21 protein-coding genes and 1 riboswitch are annotated in these 22,469 nt (G+C 71.3%); of the genes, 6 read left to right on the forward strand and 15 right to left on the reverse strand.

The features are described from left to right. Nucleotides 1–150: 150 nt before the first annotated feature. Nucleotides 151–1,407, forward strand: coding sequence for a cytochrome P450 (locus tag AB0F77_RS19335; protein ID WP_361949588.1), 1,257 nt, complete (start codon nucleotides 151–153; stop codon nucleotides 1,405–1,407). 433 nt (nucleotides 1,408–1,840) lie between these two features. Here AB0F77_RS19335 and AB0F77_RS19340 read toward each other — a convergent pair whose 3' ends face one another. From AB0F77_RS19340 to AB0F77_RS19350, 3 genes are all read right to left on the reverse strand, one after another. After that, nucleotides 1,841–2,215 carry a transcriptional regulator gene (locus AB0F77_RS19340; RefSeq protein ID WP_361949591.1) on the reverse strand — a complete coding sequence of 125 codons (375 nt, stop codon included), beginning with the start codon at nucleotides 2,213–2,215 and terminating at the stop codon, nucleotides 1,841–1,843. Then, a complete protein-coding gene (locus tag AB0F77_RS19345; RefSeq protein ID WP_361949594.1) occupies nucleotides 2,212–2,982 on the reverse strand; it encodes a hypothetical protein in 771 nt (256 codons plus the stop codon). Before AB0F77_RS19345 ends, AB0F77_RS19340 begins: the two co-directional genes overlap by 4 nt. 614 nt (nucleotides 2,983–3,596) lie before the next feature. Beyond that, the gene (locus tag AB0F77_RS19350) at nucleotides 3,597–4,136 is read right to left on the reverse strand and encodes a hypothetical protein (protein ID WP_361949597.1); all 540 of its coding nucleotides are present in this window, start codon (nucleotides 4,134–4,136) and stop codon (nucleotides 3,597–3,599) included. Nucleotides 4,137–4,535: 399 nt separating this feature from the next. Between AB0F77_RS19350 and rlmN the strand changes: the two genes are divergently transcribed. The 4 genes from rlmN (at nucleotide 4,536) to AB0F77_RS19370 (ending at nucleotide 9,585) form a co-directional block, all read left to right on the forward strand. Further along, nucleotides 4,536–5,642, forward strand: coding sequence for a 23S rRNA (adenine(2503)-C(2))-methyltransferase RlmN (gene rlmN, locus AB0F77_RS19355; RefSeq protein ID WP_361949600.1), 1,107 nt, complete (start codon nucleotides 4,536–4,538; stop codon nucleotides 5,640–5,642). Between the two features lie 26 nt (nucleotides 5,643–5,668). Next, nucleotides 5,669–5,776, forward strand: a riboswitch (TPP riboswitch). A gap of 70 nt (nucleotides 5,777–5,846) precedes the next feature. After that, on the forward strand, nucleotides 5,847–6,926 hold the full coding sequence (locus tag AB0F77_RS19360; protein ID WP_361949603.1) for a thiamine ABC transporter substrate-binding protein: 1,080 nt from the start codon (nucleotides 5,847–5,849) through the stop codon (nucleotides 6,924–6,926). Nucleotides 6,927–6,964: 38 nt separating this feature from the next. Continuing rightward, the gene (locus AB0F77_RS19365; RefSeq protein WP_361949606.1) at nucleotides 6,965–8,566 is read left to right on the forward strand and encodes an iron ABC transporter permease; all 1,602 of its coding nucleotides are present in this window, start codon (nucleotides 6,965–6,967) and stop codon (nucleotides 8,564–8,566) included. Beyond that, a complete protein-coding gene (locus AB0F77_RS19370; protein WP_361949609.1) occupies nucleotides 8,566–9,585 on the forward strand; it encodes an ABC transporter ATP-binding protein in 1,020 nt (339 codons plus the stop codon). Before AB0F77_RS19365 ends, AB0F77_RS19370 begins: the two co-directional genes overlap by 1 nt. An 81-nt stretch (nucleotides 9,586–9,666) precedes the next feature. Here the strand turns inward: AB0F77_RS19370 and AB0F77_RS19375 are convergent, their stop codons facing one another. From AB0F77_RS19375 to AB0F77_RS19405, 7 genes are all read right to left on the reverse strand, one after another. Next, nucleotides 9,667–10,335 (reverse strand): LAETG motif-containing sortase-dependent surface protein, encoded by a 669-nt coding sequence (locus tag AB0F77_RS19375; protein WP_361949612.1) that lies wholly within the window; start codon nucleotides 10,333–10,335, stop codon nucleotides 9,667–9,669. A gap of 191 nt (nucleotides 10,336–10,526) precedes the next feature. Next, nucleotides 10,527–11,651, reverse strand: a complete 1,125-nt coding sequence (locus AB0F77_RS19380) for a Rossmann fold nucleotide-binding protein (RefSeq protein ID WP_361949615.1) — start codon at nucleotides 11,649–11,651, stop codon at nucleotides 10,527–10,529. A gap of 34 nt (nucleotides 11,652–11,685) precedes the next feature. Next, nucleotides 11,686–12,093 (reverse strand): VOC family protein, encoded by a 408-nt coding sequence (locus tag AB0F77_RS19385; RefSeq protein ID WP_361949617.1) that lies wholly within the window; start codon nucleotides 12,091–12,093, stop codon nucleotides 11,686–11,688. Between the two features lie 107 nt (nucleotides 12,094–12,200). Beyond that, a complete protein-coding gene (locus AB0F77_RS19390) occupies nucleotides 12,201–13,463 on the reverse strand; it encodes a hypothetical protein (RefSeq protein WP_361949620.1) in 1,263 nt (420 codons plus the stop codon). Then, nucleotides 13,445–14,239 (reverse strand): ATP-binding cassette domain-containing protein, encoded by a 795-nt coding sequence (locus AB0F77_RS19395; protein ID WP_361949623.1) that lies wholly within the window; start codon nucleotides 14,237–14,239, stop codon nucleotides 13,445–13,447. Before AB0F77_RS19395 ends, AB0F77_RS19390 begins: the two co-directional genes overlap by 19 nt. A gap of 193 nt (nucleotides 14,240–14,432) precedes the next feature. Beyond that, entirely contained in the window at nucleotides 14,433–15,815 is a 1,383-nt protein-coding gene (locus AB0F77_RS19400; protein ID WP_361949626.1) for an aspartate aminotransferase family protein, read from the reverse strand. Then, nucleotides 15,800–16,318 carry an Lrp/AsnC family transcriptional regulator gene (locus AB0F77_RS19405; protein ID WP_361949629.1) on the reverse strand — a complete coding sequence of 173 codons (519 nt, stop codon included), beginning with the start codon at nucleotides 16,316–16,318 and terminating at the stop codon, nucleotides 15,800–15,802. The genes AB0F77_RS19400 and AB0F77_RS19405 overlap by 16 nt, the downstream gene beginning before the upstream one ends. Nucleotides 16,319–16,487: 169 nt before the next feature. Here AB0F77_RS19405 and AB0F77_RS19410 point away from each other — a divergent pair, with 169 nt between their 5' ends. After that, a complete protein-coding gene (locus AB0F77_RS19410; RefSeq protein WP_361949632.1) occupies nucleotides 16,488–17,936 on the forward strand; it encodes a gamma-aminobutyraldehyde dehydrogenase in 1,449 nt (482 codons plus the stop codon). Nucleotides 17,937–17,998: 62 nt separating this feature from the next. On the opposite strand, the gene AB0F77_RS19415 is transcribed toward AB0F77_RS19410, so the two are convergent. From AB0F77_RS19415 to AB0F77_RS19435, 5 genes are read right to left on the reverse strand one after another with little or no spacing between them, the layout of a single operon-like run. Then, nucleotides 17,999–18,868 carry a carbohydrate ABC transporter permease gene (locus AB0F77_RS19415; RefSeq protein WP_361949635.1) on the reverse strand — a complete coding sequence of 290 codons (870 nt, stop codon included), beginning with the start codon at nucleotides 18,866–18,868 and terminating at the stop codon, nucleotides 17,999–18,001. After that, complete coding sequence (locus AB0F77_RS19420; RefSeq protein ID WP_361949638.1) at nucleotides 18,865–19,824, reverse strand: sugar ABC transporter permease; 960 nt, start codon at nucleotides 19,822–19,824, stop codon at nucleotides 18,865–18,867. The genes AB0F77_RS19415 and AB0F77_RS19420 overlap by 4 nt, the downstream gene beginning before the upstream one ends. Then, nucleotides 19,818–21,158: an ABC transporter substrate-binding protein gene (locus AB0F77_RS19425; RefSeq protein ID WP_361949641.1), complete on the reverse strand. Its 1,341-nt coding sequence runs from the start codon at nucleotides 21,156–21,158 to the stop codon at nucleotides 19,818–19,820. Before AB0F77_RS19425 ends, AB0F77_RS19420 begins: the two co-directional genes overlap by 7 nt. Further along, nucleotides 21,155–22,135 carry a GNAT family N-acetyltransferase gene (locus AB0F77_RS19430; protein ID WP_361949644.1) on the reverse strand — a complete coding sequence of 327 codons (981 nt, stop codon included), beginning with the start codon at nucleotides 22,133–22,135 and terminating at the stop codon, nucleotides 21,155–21,157. Before AB0F77_RS19430 ends, AB0F77_RS19425 begins: the two co-directional genes overlap by 4 nt. Next, entirely contained in the window at nucleotides 22,132–22,320 is a 189-nt protein-coding gene (locus tag AB0F77_RS19435) for a hypothetical protein (RefSeq protein ID WP_361949646.1), read from the reverse strand. The genes AB0F77_RS19430 and AB0F77_RS19435 overlap by 4 nt, the downstream gene beginning before the upstream one ends. Nucleotides 22,321–22,469 lie beyond the last annotated feature (149 nt).

Raw genomic sequence — 22,469 nt, forward strand, 5'->3', positions numbered from 1 at the left:
TCTTCGGTTCCCGCGAGCCCCCGTCCTCACCCGAGGGCGGGGGCTCGTCGACGTACGGGGACCCGGATGCCGTAGCCCGCATGGCCGGGGTCGGGCGGCGGCGGCAGACTCCGTCAGTGGACGGCCCTCTCCCGGAAGCGGTGGTGCGCCATGCCCCTCGACCCCGTCTCGGACGTGCCGGTCCCGCCGGTGCGGGCCTCGGACACCTCGCTCCCGCCCGTGCGGTCCTGGGCCGTCGACGACCTGCCCGCCCTGGACCCCGACCCGTTCCTGGACGAGGTGCTGCGCGAGGAGCCGGTCACCCGGATCACGCTGCCGCACGGCGAGGGGTGGGCCTGGCTCGTCACCCGCTACGACGACGTCCGCTTCGTCACCGCCGACCCCCGCTTCTCCCGGGAGCGGCTGATCGGCCGCCCGGTCACCAGCATGCGGCCGGAACCGGTGGCCTCCCGGACGGCCGGGCTCCAGTACATCGACCCGCCCCGGCACAACGTGCTGCGCCGGGTCGTCGCCCGCGCCTTCACCGGACGGAGCATGCAGCGGCTGCGGCCCCTCGCCGAGCGCCGGGCCGCCGAGCTGCTGGACCGCATGGAACTGGCGGGCGCACCCGCCGACCTCATGGAGCATCTGCACGGCCCCTTCCCGATCGCCGTCGTCCGCGACTTCCTCGGGGTGGAGGAGAGCGACTGGCACCGCTGGGCGCGGAGCGGCGAGGACCTGCTGTCCGCGGGCGCGGAGTCGAAGGAGCGCGCCAAGGCCGCCGCCGACGCCACCAGGGCCCGCATCGTCGAACTCCTGCGGCGCCGCCGCGAGGAACCCCGCGACGACCTGGCCGGAGTGCTGGCGAAGGCCGCCGCCGACGGTGAGATCAGCGACGACGAGGCGATCTCGCTCGCCATCGCGATCCAGGTCAGCGGCGGGCACGCGGTCCGCAACAACAGCGGCTCCATGATGTACGCGCTGCTGACCCACCCCGAACAGCTCGACCAGCTGCGCCGCGAACCGGAGCTCCTGCCCAGGGCCGTCGACGAACTCTTCCGCTACGTCCCGCACCGCAACGGCGTCGGCATCCCGCGCGTCGCCACCGAGGACGTCGAGGTCGGCGGGCAGCTGATCTGGGCCGGTGACGTGGTCTACAACGCGTACGTCGCCGCCAACCGCGACCCGGTCGCCTTCCCCGACCCCGACGCCCTGGACTTCGGCCGCACCAACGCCGCGCACCTCGCCTTCGGACACGGTCCGCACCACTGCCTGGCGGCGATCATGGCCCGGATGGAGGCGGAGGTGATGATCTCCGCCGTACTCGACCGCTTCCCCAAGATCCGGCTGGCCGTGCTCCCGGAGAAGGTCGAGTTCCAGCACCAGGGCCTCATCCGAGGCCCCCGCACCCTCCCGATCACCTGGTAGCCCCACCACCATCCGTTCAGGTCACTGGGCCGTCTGCCGTCAGGCTCACGCGGGCCGTTGAACACGCGGTCCACGGTCTTCCTCGTACGTTCCTGACTCGACGGCATCAGTGTTCACGTTGCCGACGAGTTGGCTGCCCTCCCGGTCGGCGAGCAGGAGCCCGATAGCGAGCCTCGCTGGGCCGTGACGACGGACAGCCCGATCGCGGTGTGTTCGTCGACCATCGACCCACAGCCCCCGCCGCATTCCGCTCGCCCTCGGTATCACACCGGGCCAAGCCCGGTCTCTCGCGGACGTGCTCAGCCGACGTGGTGGACACTCCGGCTGACATCAACGACGACATACGTGTGTACCCCGGAGCGGCCACTCGTGGTCGTCCCGTCCGGGGGTGCCACGGGCTTACTGGCCGCTGATCGAACTCCTGACGCGGTGCTCACGTGTCGGGTGTGCCGGACACGGAACGGGGAGTCTCGAAGCGAAGCACGAGTGCGCGTAGGGCCCGGAGTTCGGCGTCCAGGGCCTGCGCACCTTCACGGGTGAGGGTTACCCATGTTCGGGGACGTCGACCGGCGTAGCCCTTTTCCACGTTGATCATTCCGGAGTCCTCCAGCACTTTCAGGTGCCGGGAGAGATTTCCGTCGGTGACGGCCAGTTGCTTCTTCAGGAAGCTGAACTCGACCCGGTCGGCTTCGCGGGCAACGGTGAGGACGCCGAGCCGCACGCGCTGGTGGATGGTGTCGTCCAGCGCCTGGGTGGGATGCAGTGCCTCTTGGTCGTCCTGCGTAGCGGTCGAGTCTTCGACGCTCATGAGACGACCGTACCCGCAACTACGACAGCGGGTGCGCCCCGGCGGCGGACCGCTGTCCATTCGCACAGACCGGCGAGGAGCAGGACAACAGCGAGCAGAAATGCCTTGACCTGCGGTCCGTCGGCCCAGCCGGGGTGGGCGGAGTGCTGCCACGGAAGCCATCCACTGCCCCAGGAGGCTCCCAGGTACCCCGTGAGCAGCAGGGCGTGAGCGGTGCCGGCCGCCGCGGCGGTCCAACTGCGTTCGGCAATGCCGAGGGCGAGAAGTCCGATGCCGACCAGGTACCACGGGGAGGCGTAGCTGTTCTCCAGCAGCACGGCCTCCCATGGTTGGTCCTTGCCGAACAGCAGCGCCACCAGAGCTGTCGTGATCACAGTGGTGGCTGTGGCGGTCACGCGGACCCACATGCCGCGCCGGGGGACGACGCCCCGGGCCTCGCCGCGCAGGCGGTACCAGCGGGCGAAGACGAACCATGCGAGGGGGAGGAGCGCGAACCACACGCCCCATGCCGCGAAGCGCAGGACGGCTCCGTCGAACTCGCCCTTCAGACAGGGGGTTCCCGGTTCGTGGACGACGCACAGGCCGGTCAGCTCGGCGTAGGCAAAGGCCGGATAGGACCCGATGTAGCGCCCGTGGGCTCCGAAGTTGAAGGCGTACCGGGCGACCGGAATGGCCGCCAGGGCCAGGAGCCCGAAGCCAAGGAGGGGAGTCCATGCTCCGTTGGTCTGCGTGCGGGTCCTCGCCCGCAGGCCTTCCGTCGCAGCCAACAAGGCAGCCGCGGCCGCCCTCGGTTCCGATCCCTCGCTGTTCGGCGCGGATGTTCCCATTTGTCCCCCTTGTGGGCGGCGCTTTGGCGGCGCTCGTGAGCGGACTGTCGGACGACCGCCCGCTGAGTCAACTTTGCGATACAAAGTACATGGGAATCGAGAGTAAGGTGTGTGCTGACAACACCGGAAGGCCCTACCGAGGAGCAACGCCAGGCAGGCCGGTTGATAGCCCGAAGAGGGCTCTGGCGGGATGGTCGCGGGTCGGCCGGCACGGGTTGCTCTGGTCGAGGGCAGCTGTAGATGGCGTGGCTGAGGCCGGTGGGGGTCCAGCGAGACACGCGCGCATGACCGGTCGGCCCCCCGCCGTCATGGCTGACACCAACAGGCGCGGTCGGCTGCGGTCAGAGCCGATCTTCAGGGGACGCTCACCCTGGAACCGGGGTTGGTCGGTCGACGTCGGCGAGTGCTGTGATCGACCTGATAGGGGTGAGGTCAGACCCTCAAGTTTGTGTCCGGCACGGGGGGTTGTTCCAACCTAGGGACGGCGCCCGCCCCGTGGCTTGGCCCAGTCGGTGAGTCTCCGCGCCCCGGAGGGTGCGTGGATCAGCTGCTGACTACGCCGGAGGCGCGTAAGGGTTCCCGTCGGACGTCGGTGGGCCGCCCCAGTGCACCCCCGGCGGCGCGACAGGAGCCCAGTCCGGGCCGCGGTGTTCCAGCCACCACCTACCGATGGTGTGGAACTTCTCCTCGAAACTGCGATCCCAGCTGAGGAACCCGGTGATCGGCGCCCGTAGGCGGGTGCAGCGGCTGCCCGCTTCGTAGATCACGACGGTCCGGCTTCCGAAGAAAGGCTCGATCTGGATGGCTTGGACGTCAGACCACGGGATGGTCCGGCGGCGGAGGTTGTGCACGATGGCCACCGATGGCGTGAGAGTGACCCCGAAGGGCGCCAAAGTGATCAGCACCGGCAGGACACCCCAGACGAGCAGTCCCGGGACAAGTAGAGGACCGAACGGTCCCCCGTCCAACCAGATCAAGACCTGGAAGGTCGGGACGATAACGATGCTGGGCAGCGCGGGTGACAGGCGTTGGAGGCGTGTCAAGCGGTAACGGATGCGCTCTGGCGGTAGAGCTGCGACCTGCGATTGCTCCATCGATCCCCACTCCTGACCCGATGTGGCCGACGGTGGCCCCTCACCGCCAAGGCAGCATGGCGGACCATGGGCGCGCTGTCCATCTGCTGCGGCGTTGGCCGGAGGGCGGAAGCCGTGGTGGGTGGGCCCGGCTACGAGACGCCCGTCGATTCGTGGTTCTAGGTCCGTTCCCGTCCGAATGACTGCATCGACGCCTTCGTGGCAGCAGCACGTAGCGCTATGGATGATCTGCTCCGCGTGAGTGGACCGGAACGATGGACAGTGGCAGCTCAGCCAGGGCGCACGGCCCCATCGGCCGGGCCGTCCCTGGGCCGTCCGAAGCCGCTCAGTAGCGACCGGTGACGCCTACCAGCGACACCCCCCAGGTCACCCAAGTCGATCTGCGACACTGGTACGGCCATGCCTAAGCCCGGAGAACTTATTTTTGTCGCCCCGCGCGGAGCCAAGAAGCCGCCGCGGCATCTCGCCGATCTGTCGCCCGCCGAGCGCAAGGAGGCCGTCGCCGCGATCGGTGAGAAGCCGTTCCGCGCCAAGCAGCTGTCGCAGCACTACTTCGCGCGGTTCGCGCACGACCCCGCCGAGTGGACCGACATCCCCGCCGGATCGCGCACCAAGCTCCAGGAGGCGCTGCTGCCGGAGCTGATGACCGTCGTCCGGCACCTGTCGACCGACCAGGGCACCACCCGCAAGACGCTGTGGCGGCTGTTCGACGGGACGCTCGTCGAGTCGGTGCTGATGCGTTACCCGGACCGGGTCACCATGTGCATCAGCTCGCAGGCCGGCTGCGGCATGAACTGCCCGTTCTGCGCGACCGGGCAGGCGGGCCTCGACCGCAACCTGTCCACCGCCGAGATCGTGCACCAGATCGTCGACGGCATGCGGGCCCTCAGGGACGGCGAGGTTCCCGGCGGCCCGGCGCGGCTGTCCAACATCGTCTTCATGGGCATGGGCGAGCCCCTCGCCAACTACAACCGGGTCGTCGGAGCCGTCCGCGCCCTCACCGACCCCGAGCCGGACGGGCTCGGCCTGTCGCAGCGCGGCATCACCGTCTCCACCGTCGGGCTGGTGCCGGCCATCCACCGGTTCGCCGACGAGGGCTTCAAGTGCCGGCTCGCGATCTCGCTGCACGCGCCCGACGACGAGCTGCGCGACACCCTCGTCCCCGTGAACACCCGCTGGAAGGTCCGCGAGGTCCTCGACGCCGGCCTGGAGTACGCCGCGAAGTCCGGCCGCCGGCTGTCCATCGAGTACGCCCTGATCCGGGACATCAACGACCAGGCGTGGCGCGGCGACCGGCTCGGCCGGCTGCTGCGGGGCAAGCCCGTGCACGTCAACCTGATCCCGCTCAACCCCACGCCGGGCTCCAAGTGGACCGCGTCGCGGCCCGAGGACGAGAAGGCGTTCGTCGAGGCGATCGCCGCGCACGGCGTGCCGGTGACCGTCCGGGACACCCGGGGTCAGGAGATCGACGGTGCCTGTGGTCAGCTCGCGGCCACCGAGCGGTAGTCTGAACGCCGTACCACCACACCTTCATATTCCGACAGGGGAGCGCCACAGCGCTGAGAGTGCGGCAACCGGGCCGCAGACCCTCTGAACCTCGCCCAGGTCATTCTGGGTAGGAAGTTCGGTCATCACTCGAGCTGTTGCGCCCCGTCCGGGTCCCCCGGGCGGGGCCGCGTCTCTTCCTGGCCAACCCCAGGAGGACATCCAGTGCACCACAAGACCCTCGTGGCCGTCGCCGTCGGCCTCGGTCTCGTCTCGCTGTCCGCGTGCGGATCGGACGACGGCAAGGCGTCGGCGGGCTCCGCGTCCAAGACCGTCACCCTCGTCAGCCACGACTCGTGGGCCGTGTCGAAGAACGTGCTCGCCGACTTCGAGAAGAGCTCCGGCTACCGCGTCAAGGTCCTCAAGGACGGCGACGCCGGACAGGCCGTCAACAAGGCCGTCCTGACCAAGGACAACCCGCAGGGCGACGTCTTCTTCGGCGTCGACAACACCCTGCTCTCCCGCGCCCTCGACAACGGCCTCTTCCAGTCGTACGAGGTCAAGGACGCCGCCGCGATCCAGCCCGCGTACCGCGTCGACCCCGGCAAGCACCGGGTCACGCCCATCGACAGCGGCGACATCTGCGTCAACTACGACAAGGCGTACTTCGACAAGCACCGGCTGGCCCCGCCGCAGAGCTTCGACGACCTGGTCGAGCCCGCCTACAAGAACCTCCTCGTCACCGAGAACGTGTCCACCTCCTCGCCCGGCCTGGGCTTCCTGCTCGGCAGCGCCGCGCACTACGGCGACGACGGCTGGCCGGACTACTGGAAGAAGCTCAAGGCCAACGGCGTCAAGGTCGTCGACGGCTGGGAGCAGGCCTACGACGAGGAGTTCTCCGGCTCGGCCGGAGGGAAGAAGGCCCACGGGGACCGGCCGCTGGTCGTCTCCTACGCCTCCTCCCCGCCCGCCGAGGTCGTCTACGCCGACCCGAAGCCCACCACCGCCCCGACCGGGGTCGCCGCCGGCACCTGCTTCCGGCAGATCGAGTACGCGGGCCTGCTGAGCAACGCGCGCAACAGCGAGGGCGGCAAGGCGTTCCTGGACTTCCTCGTCGGCAAGGAGTTCCAGGAGGACATGCCGCTCAACATGTTCGTCTACCCGGTGCGCGAGGGCGCCCAGGTGCCGCCGGAGTTCACGAAGTACGGCCCGCAGGCCAAGGACCCCGAGACGCTGCCCGCCGAGAAGATCGCCGCCAACCGCGACCAGTGGGTCAAGTCGTGGACGTCGCTCGTACTGAAGTAGCGGCCGGGAGGCGCGGGAACACGGCGCGGCTCGCCCTGATGGCCGGGCCCGTCGTGTTCTTCGCCGTCTTCTTCGCCTGGCCCGTCGCCGCGATCGTCGCCCGTGGGCTCAAGGTGGACGGCAGCTGGCGGCTGGGCCGGATCGCGGACGTCGTCGCGCAGTCCGACATCCGGCACGTGCTGTGGTTCACCACCTGGCAGGCGCTCGCCTCCACCGCGCTCACCCTGCTGCTCGCCCTGCCCGCCGCCCATGTGTTCGCGCGCCTGGACTTCCCGGGCAAGCAGGTGCTGCGGGCCGTCGTCACCGTGCCGTTCGTGCTGCCGACGGTGGTCGTCGGCACGGCCTTCCTCGCGCTCGTCGGGCGGGGCGGACTGCTCGACGAGCTGTGGGGCGTACGGCTCGACACCACCGTGTGGGCCATCCTGCTGGCGCACGTCTTCTTCAACTACGCGGTCGTCGTACGGACCGTGGGCGGACTGTGGGCGCAGCTCGACCCGCGTCAGGAGGAGGCCGCCCGGATGCTGGGCGCCTCGCCGTTCGGTGCCTGGCGCAAGGTGACCCTGCCCGCGCTCGCGCCCGCCGTGGCCGCCGCGGCGCTGATGGTGTTCCTGTTCACCTTCACCTCGTTCGGCGTCGTCCAGATCCTCGGCGGCCCCACCTTCGCCACCCTCGAAGTGGAGATCTACCGGCAGACCTCGGAGATCTTCGACCTCTCCACGGCCGCCGTCCTGACGCTCGTCCAGTTCGCCGCGGTCGCCGCGATCCTCGCCGTGCACGCCTGGACCGTACGGCGCCGGGAGACGGCCCTGCGGCTGGTCGACGCGTCGGTGACCGCGCGCGGGCCGCGCGGCGCCGGGCAGTGGGCGCTGCTCGCCGGCGTCCTCGCCACCGTCGCCCTGCTGGTCCTGCTGCCGCTTGCGGTCCTCGTCCAACGCTCCCTGGACGCGCCCGGGTTCGGCTACTACCGGGCGCTCACCCGCGAGGACGGCGGAACGTTCCTGGTGGCGCCCGTCACCGCGATCGCGACCTCGCTGGAGTACGCCGTCGCCGCCACCGCCATCGCCGTGCTGGTCGGTGGGCTCGCCGCCGCCGCGCTGGCCCGCCGGGACGCCGGCCGGATCGTGCGGGGCTTCGACGCGCTGCTGATGCTGCCGCTCGGTGTCTCCGCGGTGACCGTGGGCTTCGGCTTCCTCATCGCCCTGGACGAACCGCCGCTGGACCTGCGGCAGTCCTGGATCCTCGTCCCCCTCGCCCAGGCCCTCGTCGGCGTCCCCTTCGTCGTACGGACCATGCTGCCCGTGCTGCGGGCGGTGGACGCGCGGCTGCGGGAGGCGGCGGCGGTGCTCGGCGCCTCGCCCCTGCGGGTGTGGCGGGAGGTCGATCTGCCGCTGGTGCGGCGGGCGTTGCTGGTCGCGGCCGGGTTCGCGTTCGCCGTGTCGCTCGGCGAGTTCGGGGCGACCGTGTTCATCGCGCGGCCCGACAACCCGACGCTGCCCGTGGCCGTGGCACGGCTGCTGGGCCGGCCCGGCGACCTCAACTACGGGCAGGCGATGGCCCTGTCGACGATTCTGATGCTGGTGTGCGCGGCGTCGCTGCTGATCCTGGAGCGGCTGCGGACCGACCGGACGGGGGAGTTCTGATGCTGCTGAGCCTGGAGGCCGCGACCGTGCGTTTCGGCGGGCGGGCCGTCCTCGACGCCGTGGACCTCGCGGTCGCCGAGCACGAGATCGTGTGTGTGCTCGGGCCCAGCGGAAGCGGCAAGTCCACGCTGCTCAGGGCCGTCGCCGGACTCCAGCCGCTGTCCTCGGGCCGGGTCCTGCTCGACGGGACGGACCAGGCCCGGGTGCCCGCGCACCGGCGGGGCGTCGGGCTGATGTTCCAGGACCACCAGTTGTTCCCGCAGCGGGACGTGGGCGGCAACGTGGCCTTCGGGCTGCGGATGCGCGGCGCCCCGAAGCGGGAACGGGCGGCGGAGGTCGGGGAGTTGCTGGAGCTGGTGGGGCTGCCCGGCGCCGCGGGACGTGCCGTCGCGGGGCTCTCCGGCGGGGAGCAGCAGCGGGTGGCGCTGGCCCGCGCCCTCGCCCCCCGGCCCCGGCTGCTGATGCTGGACGAGCCGCTGGGCCAGCTCGACCGCTCGCTGCGGGAACGGCTCGTCGTCGAACTGCGGGAGCTGTTCGGCCGGTTGGGCACCACCGTGCTGGCCGTGACGCACGACCAGGGCGAGGCGTTTGCGCTCGCCGACCGGGTCGTGGTGATGCGCGACGGCCGGATCGCCCAGTCCGGTACGCCGCTGGAGGTCTGGCAGCGGCCCGCCGACGCGTTCGTGGCCCGCTTCCTCGGCTTCGACAACGTCGTGGCCGCCACGGTCGCGGGCGAGGCCGCCGACACCCCCTGGGGCAAGCTCCCGGTGCCTGAGGACGCCGCGCAGGGCGCCCGCACGCTCCTGGTGCGGCCCGCGGGCGTACGGCTCGTGCCGGTGGGCGAGGGGCTGCGCTGCGCGGTCGCCGCGCGCACGTTCCGGGGCACCCATGTCGCGGTGCGCCTCCAGCCCGCCGACGGCCCCCGGCTGGAGGCGGCGTGCGCCCTGCGGGACGCGCCGGAGACCGGGAGCGAGGTCGGGGTGGTCTTCGACGCCGCGGACGTCGTCGTGCTCGGCTGACCCGGGCGTCCGGGCCCCGGAACGGCCGAGGCCCGCCCCCGGGGTACGGGGACGGGCCACGGCGTTGTGCGGAGCGCGGCGTCAGCCGGCGTTGTTGGCCCCACGACGGCGCATGCCGAAGAACACGGCACCGCCACCGACGACGACCAGCAGGGCGGCGACGCCCGCGATCACACCGGTGTTGGAGTTGGCACCGGTCTCGGCGAGGTTCGAGTCACCGACGGCGGCCGGGGACGGCGCGTTGTTGTCGGAACCCGTCGCCGGGGCGGTGCTGCTCTCCGACTCCGAGGGAGCCGGGCTCTCGGCCGGGGTGCTCGCCGACTCGGACGGAGCCGGGGTGGTCTCCGACTCCGACGGGGTCGGGGTCGGGGTGTCCTCGGTCTTGCAGGCGGTGGCCGGGGTGGTCAGGCCGCCCTTGACGTCGTCGTCCACCTGGCCGTTGTTGGCGAAGACGTGGACGCGGTACTGCGCGTTCGGCTTCCAGTCCTCGGCGAAGGTGATGGTGACACCCTGGCGCGAGCCCTTGACCTTCTGCTCACCGACCTTCTGCTCGTCGGCGCCGTTGGCCTCGCGGTACACGGTGACCGTGGCCTCGGCGCCCGAGGCGTCGACGTCGGTGACGGCGATGACGCCGTTGGTGCCGTCGCACTTGGCTTCGGCGGAGAACTCACTGATGTTGCAGGCGAGCGCGGTGTTGGCCACGCCCAGCGCCAAGGCGACGGAGGCGGAGGCAACACCCAGGATACGCACGGAACGACGTGCGCTACGGCGAGTTATGGACACGTTTGTCCTTTACAGATGCATAACTGCGGGGGGCTTGAGGGGAGATGAGGCGTGATGACGCATGGCAACACCACCCCCTGGAGTCTCACTGGTCTATAAGCGCGACGTAAGTACTGTCAATGCATATGCCGCGTACGGACGTTGGCTTTGCAATCTTATTAACTACCAAGACGTTTCAACGACTCGGGGGCCTGCTCGATCCGGTCAACCAGGGCGATTCGGACCTCCATCGACCGGCCCTTCGCGAGCGCCCGCAGCAATGGCCATGTGGGCAATGTCTCGGTCCAGTGCGTATGGTCCACGAGCACCATCGGCGTGGGTTCCCCACGCGATTCGTAGTAGTTGGGCGTCGCGTTGTCGAAGATCTCCTGAACGGTTCCCGCCGCGCCGGGCAGGAACACGACGCCGGCGTTCGAACGGGCCAACAGGCCGTCCTCGCGTGTGGCGTTGGCGAAGTACTTGGCGATGTGCGCGGCGAAGGCGTTCGGCGGCTCGTGGCCGTAGAACCACGTCGGGATGCCCACCGACGCGCCGCCGCCCGGCCACCGCTCACGCACCTCGAAGGCGGCGCGCGCCCAGTCGCTCACGGACGGCCGGAACGACGGCGCCTTGGCGAGCATGCGCAGTGCCTCGGTGAGCATCGCGTCGTCGAACGGGGCGGCGTACGCACCGAGGTTGGCGGCCTCCATGGCGCCGGGGCCGCCGCCCGTGGCCACCGTGAGCCCGGCGCGGGCGAGTTCGCGGCCGAGCCGCGCGGCGCCCGCGTAGGCGTCCGTGCCGCGGGCCATGGCGTGACCGCCCATGACGCCCACCACCCTTGCCCCGATGAGGAGTTCGTCGAGGGCGTCGGAGACGGCGTCGTCGTGGACGGCGCGCAGCATCGAGGAGTAGACGTCGCCGTCGGCCTTGGTCTGCTGGAACCAGGCGTAGGCGCGGGCGTCCGGCGTCGCCTCGTACCCCTCGTCGAGGGAGGCGAACAACTCGTCCGGGGTGTAGACGAAACCCCGGTACGGGTCGAAGGGGAGGCCGGGAACGGGCGGGAAGACAAGAGCGCCGCCGGCCCGGACGTGGGCGGCGGCCTCGGGGGTCATCGGGCAGCCGAGGAAGACGGCGCCCTCACTGCCGACGGAGAGCAGCGCACTTGTACGGTCCGTCAGATCGACGGCCTGGACGCGGAACCGGTCGAGTGAGCCGTGCGCCGCGACGACCGCGTCGAACTCGGCGAGCGACTCGATCTCCTGGTCGTGGGCGGCGCGGTGCGATGGGGCGGGTATCGAAGACACCCGCCCATGCTGGCACAGCGGTTCGAGCCGGGGTTCAGCCCTGGACCGCCGCCGGGTCCATCCACACGACCTCCCAGGTGTGGCCGTCGAGGTCGTCGAAGGCGCGGCCGTACATGAAGCCGTGGTCCTGCGTCTCGCCGCTCACGCTGCCGCCGGCGGCGACCGCCCGGTCCACCAGCTCGTCGACCTTCTCGCGGCTCTCGGCGCTCAGACACAGCAGCACCTCGCTGGACTTCGCCGAGTCGACGATCTCCTTCTTGGTGAAGGTGGCGTAGTGCCGCTTGCTGAGCAGCATCGCGATGATGGTGTCGCTGATCACGACACAGGTGCAGTCCTCCGTGCTGAACTGCGGGTTGATCGTGTAGCCCAGCTCCGTGAAGAACTTCTTCGACGCCTCGACGTCGTCGGTGGCCAGGTTCACGAAGATCATCTGCTGGTACATGCCGGGTCTCCCGTCGGGGTGGTGTGTCGTTCGGGGGGTAGACCGGAGGCCGCCGGACAACTCATCGGCGGCCTCGGACCTATTTCGTACGACTGTGCGGGGGCAGTTCACCGGGCCGGCGGGAGCGCGGCCAGCTCGGCGATCAGCAGGGTGAGCGGGGTGAACAGGGCCAGCAGGGCGGCGGCGCGCAGGGCGGCGGCCGACCGCAGCAGCGAGGCGGGGGCGCCGAGGCGGACCAGCGCGGCGACGGTGTCGGCGCGGGACTGGCGGGTCTCCACGGCGGTCGTGAACAGGGTCGCCACGGCGCAGCCGGTCACCACCAGGGCGCCGAGGGCGGTGAGCGGGCCGACGGCCGGGGTGTCGCCCCGGTACAGCGCGGTCATGGTGTAGGCGCCGGACGCGACCGCGCAGACCACACCGAGCGGGCGGCCCAGCCGGACGGCCTCCGCCATCAGGACCCGGCCGGCGAGCAGCCGGAGCGCGCCCGGCCGTACCGCCTGGAGCAGCCGTCCGCACAGGTACGTCAGACCGGGCGCGGCGAGGATCAGGCCGACGGCGGTGAGCAGCCAGCCGACGAGGACCCCCGCGGGACCGCCGACGGCGCCGCCGGGCAGGTCGGGCGCGGGGGCGCCGTGGCCGGCCCACGCCTCCACGGCGAGCCCCGCGGCGATCAGGGCGACGCCCCAGGGCAGCCCGGCCGAGGGGCTGGGCTCGCGGCGGGAACGCGCCCGCGGGGCCTTTTGGGCGCCGTCCGCACCCGCCTCGCCCACCGTGCCCTCGGCGCCCGCCGCGGCCCCTGTACCCCCTGCGCCTCCCGTGCCGTGCGGCCCCGCGTCGGGCACCGGCTCGGCCGGGCGCCGCTCCCGGGGGCGCAGGTGCAGGGCCACCGTGAGCGACGCCGCCGCCGGCGGCAGGGCGAGGAGGGTGAGGGCCGCGGGCAGCGGGAGCGGGGTGTTCGCGGCGAGGAACCCGGCCGCGGCCCCGTCGAACGGCATGCCGGTGAGATCGCCGCGCAGATGCAGGAAGAACAGCAGCGCGACCGTCGAACCCAGCGTGCAGGACAGGGCCGTGGTGAGCGCCGAGATCGCCATGAGCCGGGCGGGGCCGAGCCCGATCGCGGACAGTCCGGGCCGGGGCCTGGTGCCGGGGTCGGTACGGGCGACCGCGACCGCGAACTGCACGGTCGCCGCCAGCGGCACGACGCACCAGGCGAGGTGCAGGCCCGCCGCGTCGGGGGTCTCGGGGTGGCCCATGGCGTAGCCGAGGGTGGACAGCAGCAGGAAGCCCGTGCCCGCGGCGGCCGTCGCCACCAGCAGCCGGCGCAGCTGGACCGCCGGGTGGGCGCCGCGGATCAGACGGAGAGCGAGCACGCGGCCCGGCCCTCCGATCCCGACTCGGGGCCCGTCGCCGTTCCCGCATCCACTCCGGTGGCCGTCGCGGTCTCCGGGACCGGCGGCAGGTGCACGGTGTGCACCCGGCGTCCGTCCATCAGCGCGACCGTGCGGTCCGCGAGCGCCGCGGTCTCCGCCTCGTGGGTGGCGAGGACGACGGTGATGCCGTGCGAGCGGGCGGCCGTCGTCAGCGTCCGCAGGACGTGGCCGCGGTCGGAGCGGTGCAGGGGGGCCGTGGGCTCGTCGGCGAACAGGACCGTGGGGGCCGGGGCGAGCGCCCGCGCGATGGCGACGCGCTGGCGCTCGGCCTGGTGCAGCTCGTGCGGCCGTCTGCGGGCCCGCTCGCCCACGTCGAGGCGCTCCAGCCACTCCAGGGCGGCCACCTTGGCGCGGCGGCGGCTGGTGCCGCGCAGCATCAGGGGGAGCGCGGTGTTCTCCCAGACGTTCAGTTCCGGCACGAGCAGCGGCGCCGGGTCGATCCAGCCGAAGCGGTCGCGGCGCAGGCGCTCGCGGGTGACCGGGCCCATGGTGTGCACGGGCGTGCTGTTGAACCAGACCTCGCCGCCGCCCGCCGCGAGCATCCCGGACAGGCAGCGCAGCAGCGTCGTCTTGCCGCTGCCGCGCGGGCCGGTCACGGCGAGGATCTCGCCCTCGCGCACGCCGAGCGAGACGCCGGCGAGGGCGGGGGAGCCGTCGTGGTGGCGGTAGTGCAGGGCGCGTGCCCACAGCACGTCGTTGTCCGGCGGGGCCTCCATGGGCGTACACCTCGGTTCTGATCCGTGTTTGCCTCTGCCTGATCCCCCGTCCGGGGGAACGACGGCTGGGCCGATCGGTCACTGGGCACGCTAGGCAGGTACCGGCGGGGCGCCGGACAGCACACGGCCCCGGGCCGCCGTTCTCACTCGAACGGACGGCGCCGGGGCCGGGGTTGATCACACCGTCAGCTGGTCACAGCTTGGTCCACGCCTCCGTGAGCGTGGCGCGCAGGATCTGCTCGATCTCGTCGAACGTCCCCTGGTCGGAGATCAGCGGCGGGGCGAGCTGGACGACCGGGTCGCCGCGGTCGTCGGCACGGCAGTACAGGCCGTTCTCGAACAGGGCCTTGGAGAGGAAGCCGTACAGGACGCGCTCGGTCTCCTCCTCGTCGAAGGACTCCTTGGTGTGCTTGTCCTTGACGAGCTCGATGCCGTAGAAGAAGCCGTTGCCGCGGACGTCGCCGACGATCGGCAGGTCGTGCAGCTTCTGGAGGGTCGACAGGAACGCGCCCTCGTTGTCGAGCACGTGCTGGTTGAGGTTCTCGCGCTCGAACAGGTCGAGGTTGGCGAGGCCGACCGCGGCCGACACCGGGTGGCCGCCGAAGGTGTAGCCGTGCAGGAAGGTGTTGTCGCCCTTGTAGAACGGCTCGGCCAGGCGGTCGGAGATGATGCAGGCGCCGATCGGGGAGTAGCCCGAGGTCATGCCCTTGGCGCAGGTGATCATGTCCGGGACGTAGTCGAACTTGTCGCAGGCGAACATCGTGCCGAGGCGGCCGAAGGCGCAGATGACCTCGTCCGACACCAGCAGCACGTCGTACTTGTCGCAGATCTCGCGCACGCGCTGGAAGTAGCCGGGCGGGGGCGGGAAGCAGCCGCCGGCGTTCTGCACGGGCTCCAGGAAGACCGCGGCGACGGTGTCCGGGCCCTCGAAGAGGATCTGCTGCTCGATCTGGTCGGCGGCCCAGCGGCCGAAGGCGACCGGGTCGTCGCCGAAGAGCGGGGCGCGGTAGATGTTGGTGTTCGGGACCTTGTGCGCGCCCGGGACCAGGGGCTCGAAGGGGGCCTTGAGGCCCGGCAGGCCGGTGATCGACAGGGCGCCCTGCGGGGTGCCGTGATAGGCGACCGCGCGGGAGATCACCTTGTACTTGGTGGGCTTGCCGGTGAGCTTGAAGTACTGCTTGGCCAGCTTCCAGGCCGTCTCGACGGCCTCGCCGCCGCCGGTGGTGAAGAAGACCTTGTTCAGGTCGCCCGGGGCGTGGTGGGCCAGGCGCTCGGCCAGCTCCACGGCCTTCGGGTGGGCGTACGACCACACCGGGAAGAACGCCAGCTCCTGGGCCTGCTTGAAGGCGGTCTCGGCGAGTTCCGTGCGGCCGTGACCGGCCTGGACCACGAACAGGCCCGCGAGACCGTCGAGGTAGCGCTTGCCCTTGTCGTCGTAGATGTGCGTGCCCTCGCCCCGGACGATGGTCGGGACGGGGGAGTTCTCGTACGAGGACATGCGGGTGAAGTGCATCCACAGGTGGTCGTACGCGGTGCGGCTGAGGTCCTTCTCGGTCACGGTTATCGGGTTCCCCACATGTAGGTCTGCTTCTTGAGCCTCAGGTAGACGAAGCTCTCGGTGGAGCGCACGCCGGGCAGGGCCCGGATGCGTTTGTTGATGACGTCCAGCAGGTGGTCGTCGTCCTCGCAGACGATCTCGGCGAGGATGTCGAACGAGCCCGCGGTCATCACCACGTACTCGACTTCCGACATGGCGGTCAGCGCGTCCGCGATCGACTCGACATCGCCCTCGACGTTGATGCCGACCATCGCCTGCCGGCGGAAGCCCACGGTGAGCGGGTCCGTGACGGCGACGATCTGCATGACGCCCTGGTCCAGCAGCTTCTGCACGCGCTGGCGCACGGCGGCCTCGGAGAGGCCCACCGCCTTGCCGATCGCGGCGTAGGGACGGCGGCCGTCCTCCTGGAGCTGCTGAATGATGGCGAGGGAGACGGCGTCCAGCTGGGGGGTGCCGTTCCTGGACTCGCGGGAGGAGTCCCTCTGGTCTGCGCTTCGACTGGCCACGACCTCACTGTGCACGACGTCTCGACAGTTCCGCAAGGCCGTATCGATGAAATTCGTTGTTTCCGTGGTCGTGTATTGCGGATTTCGCAGCCAGGATGCGACCAGGGGTGTTGAAAACGTCGGCCCGCCGACTAGGGTGGGTGTCTCAGCGAGTGGACAGTTCTGACCCGACAGGAGGCCGGCAGTGAGCACCGAGCTGCGTCAGCTGCGCACACTACGGAATTACATCGCCGGTGAGTTCCGGGACGCCGCCGACGGACGGACCACCGAGGTGGTCAACCCCGTGACCGGCGACGCGTACGCGACCGCACCGCTCTCCGGGCAGGCTGACGTGGACGCCGCGATGGCGGCCGCCGCCGAGGCCTTCCCCGACTGGCGCGACACCACCCCGGCCGCCCGCCAGAAGTACCTCCTGAAGATCGCCGACGCGTTCGAGGAGCGGGCCGAGGAGCTCATCGCGGCCGAGGTCGAGAACACGGGCAAGCCCATCGGGCTCACCCGTGACGAGGAGATCCCGCCGATGGTCGACCAGATCCGCTTCTTCGCGGGCGCGGCGCGGATGCTGGAGGGCCGCTCGGCCGGCGAGTACATGGACGGCCTGACCTCCTTCGTGCGCCGCGAGCCGGTCGGCGTCTGCGCGCAGGTCGCGCCGTGGAACTACCCGATGATGATGGCCGTGTGGAAGTTCGCGCCGGCGCTCGCCGCGGGCAACACCGTCGTCCTCAAGCCCTCGGACACCACCCCGGCCTCCACCGTCCTGATCGCCGAGATCCTCGGCTCGATCCTGCCCCGGGGCGTCTTCAACGTCGTCTGCGGCGACCGCGACACCGGTCGGCTGATGGTCGAGCACGCCACCCCGGCGATGGCCTCCATCACCGGCTCCGTACGCGCCGGCATGTCCGTCGCCGAGTCCGCCGCCAAGGACGTCAAGCGCGTCCACCTGGAGCTGGGCGGCAAGGCGCCGGTCGTCGTCTTCGAGGACACCGACATCGCCAAGGCCGTCGAGGGGATCTCCGTGGCCGGCTACTTCAACGCCGGCCAGGACTGCACCGCCGCCACGCGCGTCCTCGTGCAGGAGTCCATCCACGACGAGTTCGTCGCCGCGCTCGCGAAGGCGGCCGCCGAGACGAAGACCGGGCAGCCGGACGACGAGGACGTGCTGTACGGGCCGCTGAACAACCCCCACCAGCTCGCCCAGGTCACCGGCTTCATCGACCGGCTGCCCGCGCACGCCAAGGTCGAGACGGGCGGGCACCGGGTCGGCGACAAGGGCTTCTTCTACGCCCCGACGGTCGTCTCCGGCCTTGAGCAGGACGACGAGATCATCCAGAACGAGGTCTTCGGACCCGTCATCACCGTGCAGTCCTTCACCGACGAGAAGCAGGCCGTCGAGTGGGCCAACGGCGTCGAGTACGCCCTCGCCTCCTCGGTGTGGACCAAGGACCACGCGCGCGCGATGCGGATGTCCCGGCAGCTGGACTTCGGCTGCGTCTGGATCAACACCCACATCCCGCTGGTCGCGGAGATGCCGCACGGCGGCTTCAAGAAGTCGGGCTACGGCAAGGACCTGTCGGCGTACGGCTTCGACGACTACACCCGGATCAAGCACGTGATGACGTCCCTCGACGACTGACCGCCCGCTCCCCGCGCCCCGGCGACGGCACCGCACACCGCGGCGCCGCCCCCGGGGCGTCGCTATTTGAGGCCGCTCAGCATGACGCCGCGGACGTAGTGCTTCTGCAGCAGCAGGAAGAGGGTCAGGACCGGGAGGACGCTCAGGGCGAGGCCGGCCATCACGACGGGCATCGTGCGCGCCGGGTCGACGTGGTCCTGGAGGAGCTGGATGCCGACGGGCAGCGTCATCACGTCCGGGTTGGCGGTCGAGACGAGCAGGGCCCAGATGTACTCGTTCCAGGCGTCGACGAAGGTGAGCAGCCCCAGCGTGACCAGGACCGGCCTGGTCTGGGGTACGACGATCCGCCACCAGATCGTGAACTCGCCCGCCCCGTCGATGCGCGCGGCCTCCAGGACCTCGTCCGGGATCGAGAGCATGAACTGGCGCGTCAGGAAGATCCCGAAGCCGTTGACGAGGAACGGCACGGCGAGCGCCGCGACGCTGACGGTCAGTCCCGCGCCGCCGCGCCCGAGCAGGTCGTTGCCGCCCGCCAGTGGCCAGTGCACCAGGATCAGGAAGTGCGGGACGAAGAAGAGGAACGGCGGGAACATCATCGTCGAGAGGACCAGACGGAAGACGAACTCCCGGCCGGGGAAGCGGAGTTTGGCGAGCGCGTAGCCCGCGAGCGACGACGTGAGCAGCACCGAGGACGAGATCAGGGCCGTCACCACGACGCTGTTGCGGAACAGCAGCGGCAGGTTCAACTGGTCGATCGCCGCCCGGTAGTTGGACACGTCGAACGCCTTCGGCAGAAAGCGGTACGGCAGTGTGCCGGCCTCGCCCGGCCCCTTGAAGGACGTCATCACCATGTCGAGGAACGGCACCACCGTGAGCACGGCGCCGGTCACGACCAGCAGGTACGACAGCCACGGGAAACGGCGGCGGATCACGCGTCCTCCCCCGTGCGCCGGAAGAACCACAACTGGGCCAGGGTGACCACGAGGACCACCACGAACAGCACGAAGGCCGCGGCGCTCGCGGTGCCCCAGTCGCCGTAACCGAACGCCTGCCGGTACATCTCCAGCGCCGCCACGTTCGTCGCGTCCCCCGGACCGCCCTTGGTCATCACGGTGATCAGCGCGAACGACTGCAGGCCGGTGAGGAACTGGGTGACACACACGAAGAGCAGGGACGGCCGCAGCAGCGGGAGCGTGATCCTGCCGAAGACGGTGACGGGGCCCGCGCCGTCGAGCGCCGCGGCCTCGTAGTACGACTCCGGGATCGACTTCAGCCCGGCGGTCAGGATCAGGACGGCCGAGCCGACCGAGGCCCAGGCCTGGACGACCACGACCGAGGGCAGCGCGGTGTCCGGGTCCTGGAGGAACGCCACCGAGCCGAGGCCCAGGGCGTTGAGGACACCGTTGACGAGGCCGCCCGGCTCGTACATGTACTTCCACACGTTGCCGACGGCGACCACCGTCGTCACGATCGGCAGGAAGTACAGCGTGCGCCACAGCCCCTGGAACCGCAGCCTGTCGACGCAGGTGGCGACGAGCACGGACCCGGCGAGCGCCAGGGCCACCGTGCCCAGGGCGAACAGGAGCGTGTTGGTGAGGATCGGGGTCACGAACGTCGATCCGTCCGCGAACAGCGCCGCGAAGTTGTCCATGCCGACCGGGTTGATGCCGGTGACGTCGAAACCCGACCAGTGGGACAGCGACAGCAGCAGCGCGAAGCCGAGCGGCAGGACCAGGAAGACCACGAAGAACAGCAGCGCCGGCGCCAGGAAGAGATACGCGACGACCGCCTGGCGGCGCCGGGCCCGGCCGCGCCCGTCGACGGCCGGCACGGCCGGTCGCGGGTCCGGTGTGCGCCGCGTCGGCTCCGGGACCAGCACGTTCACCATGAGCGCGACACCTCCCGATCGACCTGACGGCGCGTGGTGCGCAGCGCCTCGTCGACCGACCGCTGACCGGTCCACAGCGCCTCGATGTTCTTGCGCAGCAGCGACTTGGCCTGCTGCGCGCCCGGCACGTTCGGCTCCGGCACCGCGTACGCCAGCGCGTCCAGGAAGGGGCGCAGATTGGGGTCACCGCCCTTGCCGAGGAGCGTGCGCATGTCGTCGGCGCGGCCGGTCAGGGAACCGACCGACACCTGGAGGGCACTCATCCGGGTCGCCTTCGCGCCCGTCCTCCCGCCCACCTTCTCGGTGTTGAGCCAGCGCAGGAACTCCCACGCCTCGCGCGGGTGCGCACTCGCGGTGTTGACGCCCAGCAGGAAGCCGGTGGAGAGGGTGGCACGCGCGTCGCCCGCCGCGGGGACGGGCACGGGCGCCACGCCCACGTCGCGGTAGTCCGCGCCCATCAGGGGCTTCAGGCTCCCCGTCCACCAGCCGGCGCTGATCACCATGGCCACCTGCCCGGACGGGAACGCCTTGTAGACGTTGACACCGGGAGCGCTCGCCCCCGAGCCGACCAGGCGGTGCTCCAGGCCGAACACGGCCCGGCCCTCCGGCGAGTCGATGACGGTCCGCCTGCCGTCCGCGGAGACGAAGGTCCCGCCGGCGGCGTTGAGCAGCGCGAGCGTCTGGCCGACCGTGGTGGAGTCGTCGTAGGTCGACAGCCCGAACCCCTGGACCAGCGTGTTGCCGTAGCGGTCCCGTCGGGTGGTGCGGTGCGCCGCGTCCTCCAACTGCGGCCAGGTGCGCGGCGGGCCGTCGACGCCGGCCGCGCGCAGCAGCCGCCGGTTGTAGTAGAGGGCGTACGTCTGCGCCTCGGTGGGGTAGCCGTAGATCCTGCCGGCCACCGACGCGGCACCGACCGCGGCCTCGCCGTACCCGCGCCTGATCTCCTCGGCGTGCTCGGCAGGGGCCGGCCGCAGGACGCCCGCCCGGACGAGCTGGCCGCTCCACAGACAGTACGGCTGGACGATGTCCGCGCCCTGGCCCGCGGCCTGCCGGACCATGAGCGTGGTCAGCAGGTCCGTGAACTCGACGGCCGTCGTACGCACCTTGACCCGGTCATGGGTGGCGTTCCACTCGTCGACCGGACCCCGCAGCGCCTCCTTGAGCTCCCCGCTCGCGTAGTGGGAGAGCAGGGTCAGGACGATCGGGTCCCCCGGCCGACCGGTGCCCCGGTGCGGCGCCGCGCATCCGGAGGCGAGCAGCGCCGAGGGGAGCCCGAGCGCGAAGTGACGGCGGCTCGGACCGCCGCGGCCCGCGCTGCGGCGCGGCGGCGTCATCCGGTGGCCTCCCGGCGCAGCACGCGGAACACCCGGGTCGTGGTGAAACCGGCCTTGCGGTACAGATGGCCCGCCGGGGACCGCTCGCTGGTCCACAGGAACCACGCGGAGTGCGCGCGGTGCGCCCGCATCCGCTCCAGGACCAGGTGGAGCAGGACCGTGCCGAGCCCGGTGCCGCGCATCTCCTCCAGCACACCGAGCGGGCCGAACCGCTCGTCCACCGAATCGAACGTGCCGTGCATCGCCCAGCCGACCAGACGGCCCGACGGGTCCCGGGCGACGACGATCCGGTCCAGCGGCGTGCCCGCGGCCAGCGCGTCGCGGATCGTGCACGCCCAGTCCGGGCCGAAGTGGTTCCCGGCGAGCGCGAGCAGGTCCACCAGGTCGTCGTCGCACGGGGTGGTGAACCGGTGACCGCGCGCCGTCAGTTCGTCCAGGCGGAGCACGACCTCGTCCGGGACGCGGTAGCCGACCAGCCCGCGGTCCATCGCCGCCGCCTCGTACAGCGTGCGAAAGCCCAGCGACTCCAGGAGCCCGGCCGCCTCCGGGTACGCCTCGGCGTCCAGGCCGGGCAGGACGTAGTTCGGGGTGTACGAGGAGAAGTCGACCCGGGTGCGGCCGTGGCCGTGCAGCCAGTCGAGGGCCTCCGTCAGCAGCCGGCGGCCGAGGCCGCGTCCGCGGGCGGCCGGGTCGACGAAGAAGAACGGGATCCAGCCCTGCTCCGGCTCCAGATCGGTGCCGGTCATCGGGGTCAGCCGGCGCACCGCGTAGGCGGCGCCGACCACACGGTCGCCGTCGACGGCGACCCGCAGCCCCTCCGGATCGAAGTTGGCGTCGAGCAGCACCAGCGAGCGGAAGCGGTCCGGGGTGATCGCGTCGGCGGGCGCGCTCCGGCGCCACGCCTCCACCACCCCCGGGCCGTCACCCGCGCGGAAGCCGCGTGTCCCGGCCGGGGACGTCGTCGTACGAGGGGTCATCGACGGGGTTTCCTTCCGTTGCGCCGGACCGCAGCGGCGAGGAGCGCGGGCGCGGCCGGGTGCGGGTCGGGCAGGGCACCGGTGTGGTCGGTCACCGGTGCGAGCCGGCCGGGCCCGGCGAGAGCGGGCGGCGCGTGCGGCCGTGTGCTGCCGGTGGCCGCCGCGGCCCGCCCGTCCGTGTTCATCCTCTGCCCCCGTCTGCCGGGGACATCCCGAAGCGGTGGCTGGAAATGTACTGCGATGTCGCGGCATTACCCCGCAATTGCACACCGGCAGGTCGTGCGCCCCGAACGGTCGGAAGGGTCGTCGATGAGGCGGCCGTCAGTCGGAGTGG

The organism is Streptomyces sp. NPDC026672 (genome assembly GCF_040638185.1).
Classification (GTDB): domain Bacteria; phylum Actinomycetota; class Actinomycetes; order Streptomycetales; family Streptomycetaceae; genus Streptomyces.

Excerpts from the sequence above, each read along its gene's own strand:
- AB0F77_RS19340 (WP_361949591.1), bottom strand. The coding sequence starts at position 2,215 with ATGAGCGTCGAAGACTCGACCGCTACGCAGGACGACCAAGAGGCACTG.
- AB0F77_RS19425 (WP_361949641.1), bottom strand. The coding sequence starts at position 21,158 with ATGACGCCGCCGCGCCGCAGCGCGGGCCGCGGCGGTCCGAGCCGCCGT.
- AB0F77_RS19350 (WP_361949597.1), bottom strand. The coding sequence starts at position 4,136 with ATGGAGCAATCGCAGGTCGCAGCTCTACCGCCAGAGCGCATCCGTTAC.
- AB0F77_RS19435 (WP_361949646.1), bottom strand. The coding sequence starts at position 22,320 with ATGAACACGGACGGGCGGGCCGCGGCGGCCACCGGCAGCACACGGCCG.
- AB0F77_RS19365 (WP_361949606.1), top strand. The coding sequence starts at position 6,965 with ATGGCCGGGCCCGTCGTGTTCTTCGCCGTCTTCTTCGCCTGGCCCGTC.
- AB0F77_RS19420 (WP_361949638.1), bottom strand. The coding sequence starts at position 19,824 with ATGGTGAACGTGCTGGTCCCGGAGCCGACGCGGCGCACACCGGACCCG.
- AB0F77_RS19430 (WP_361949644.1), bottom strand. The coding sequence starts at position 22,135 with ATGACCCCTCGTACGACGACGTCCCCGGCCGGGACACGCGGCTTCCGC.
- AB0F77_RS19395 (WP_361949623.1), bottom strand. The coding sequence starts at position 14,239 with ATGGAGGCCCCGCCGGACAACGACGTGCTGTGGGCACGCGCCCTGCAC.
- AB0F77_RS19385 (WP_361949617.1), bottom strand. The coding sequence starts at position 12,093 with ATGTACCAGCAGATGATCTTCGTGAACCTGGCCACCGACGACGTCGAG.
- AB0F77_RS19370 (WP_361949609.1), top strand. The coding sequence starts at position 8,566 with ATGCTGCTGAGCCTGGAGGCCGCGACCGTGCGTTTCGGCGGGCGGGCC.
- AB0F77_RS19335 (WP_361949588.1), top strand. The coding sequence starts at position 151 with ATGCCCCTCGACCCCGTCTCGGACGTGCCGGTCCCGCCGGTGCGGGCC.
- rlmN (WP_361949600.1), top strand. The coding sequence starts at position 4,536 with ATGCCTAAGCCCGGAGAACTTATTTTTGTCGCCCCGCGCGGAGCCAAG.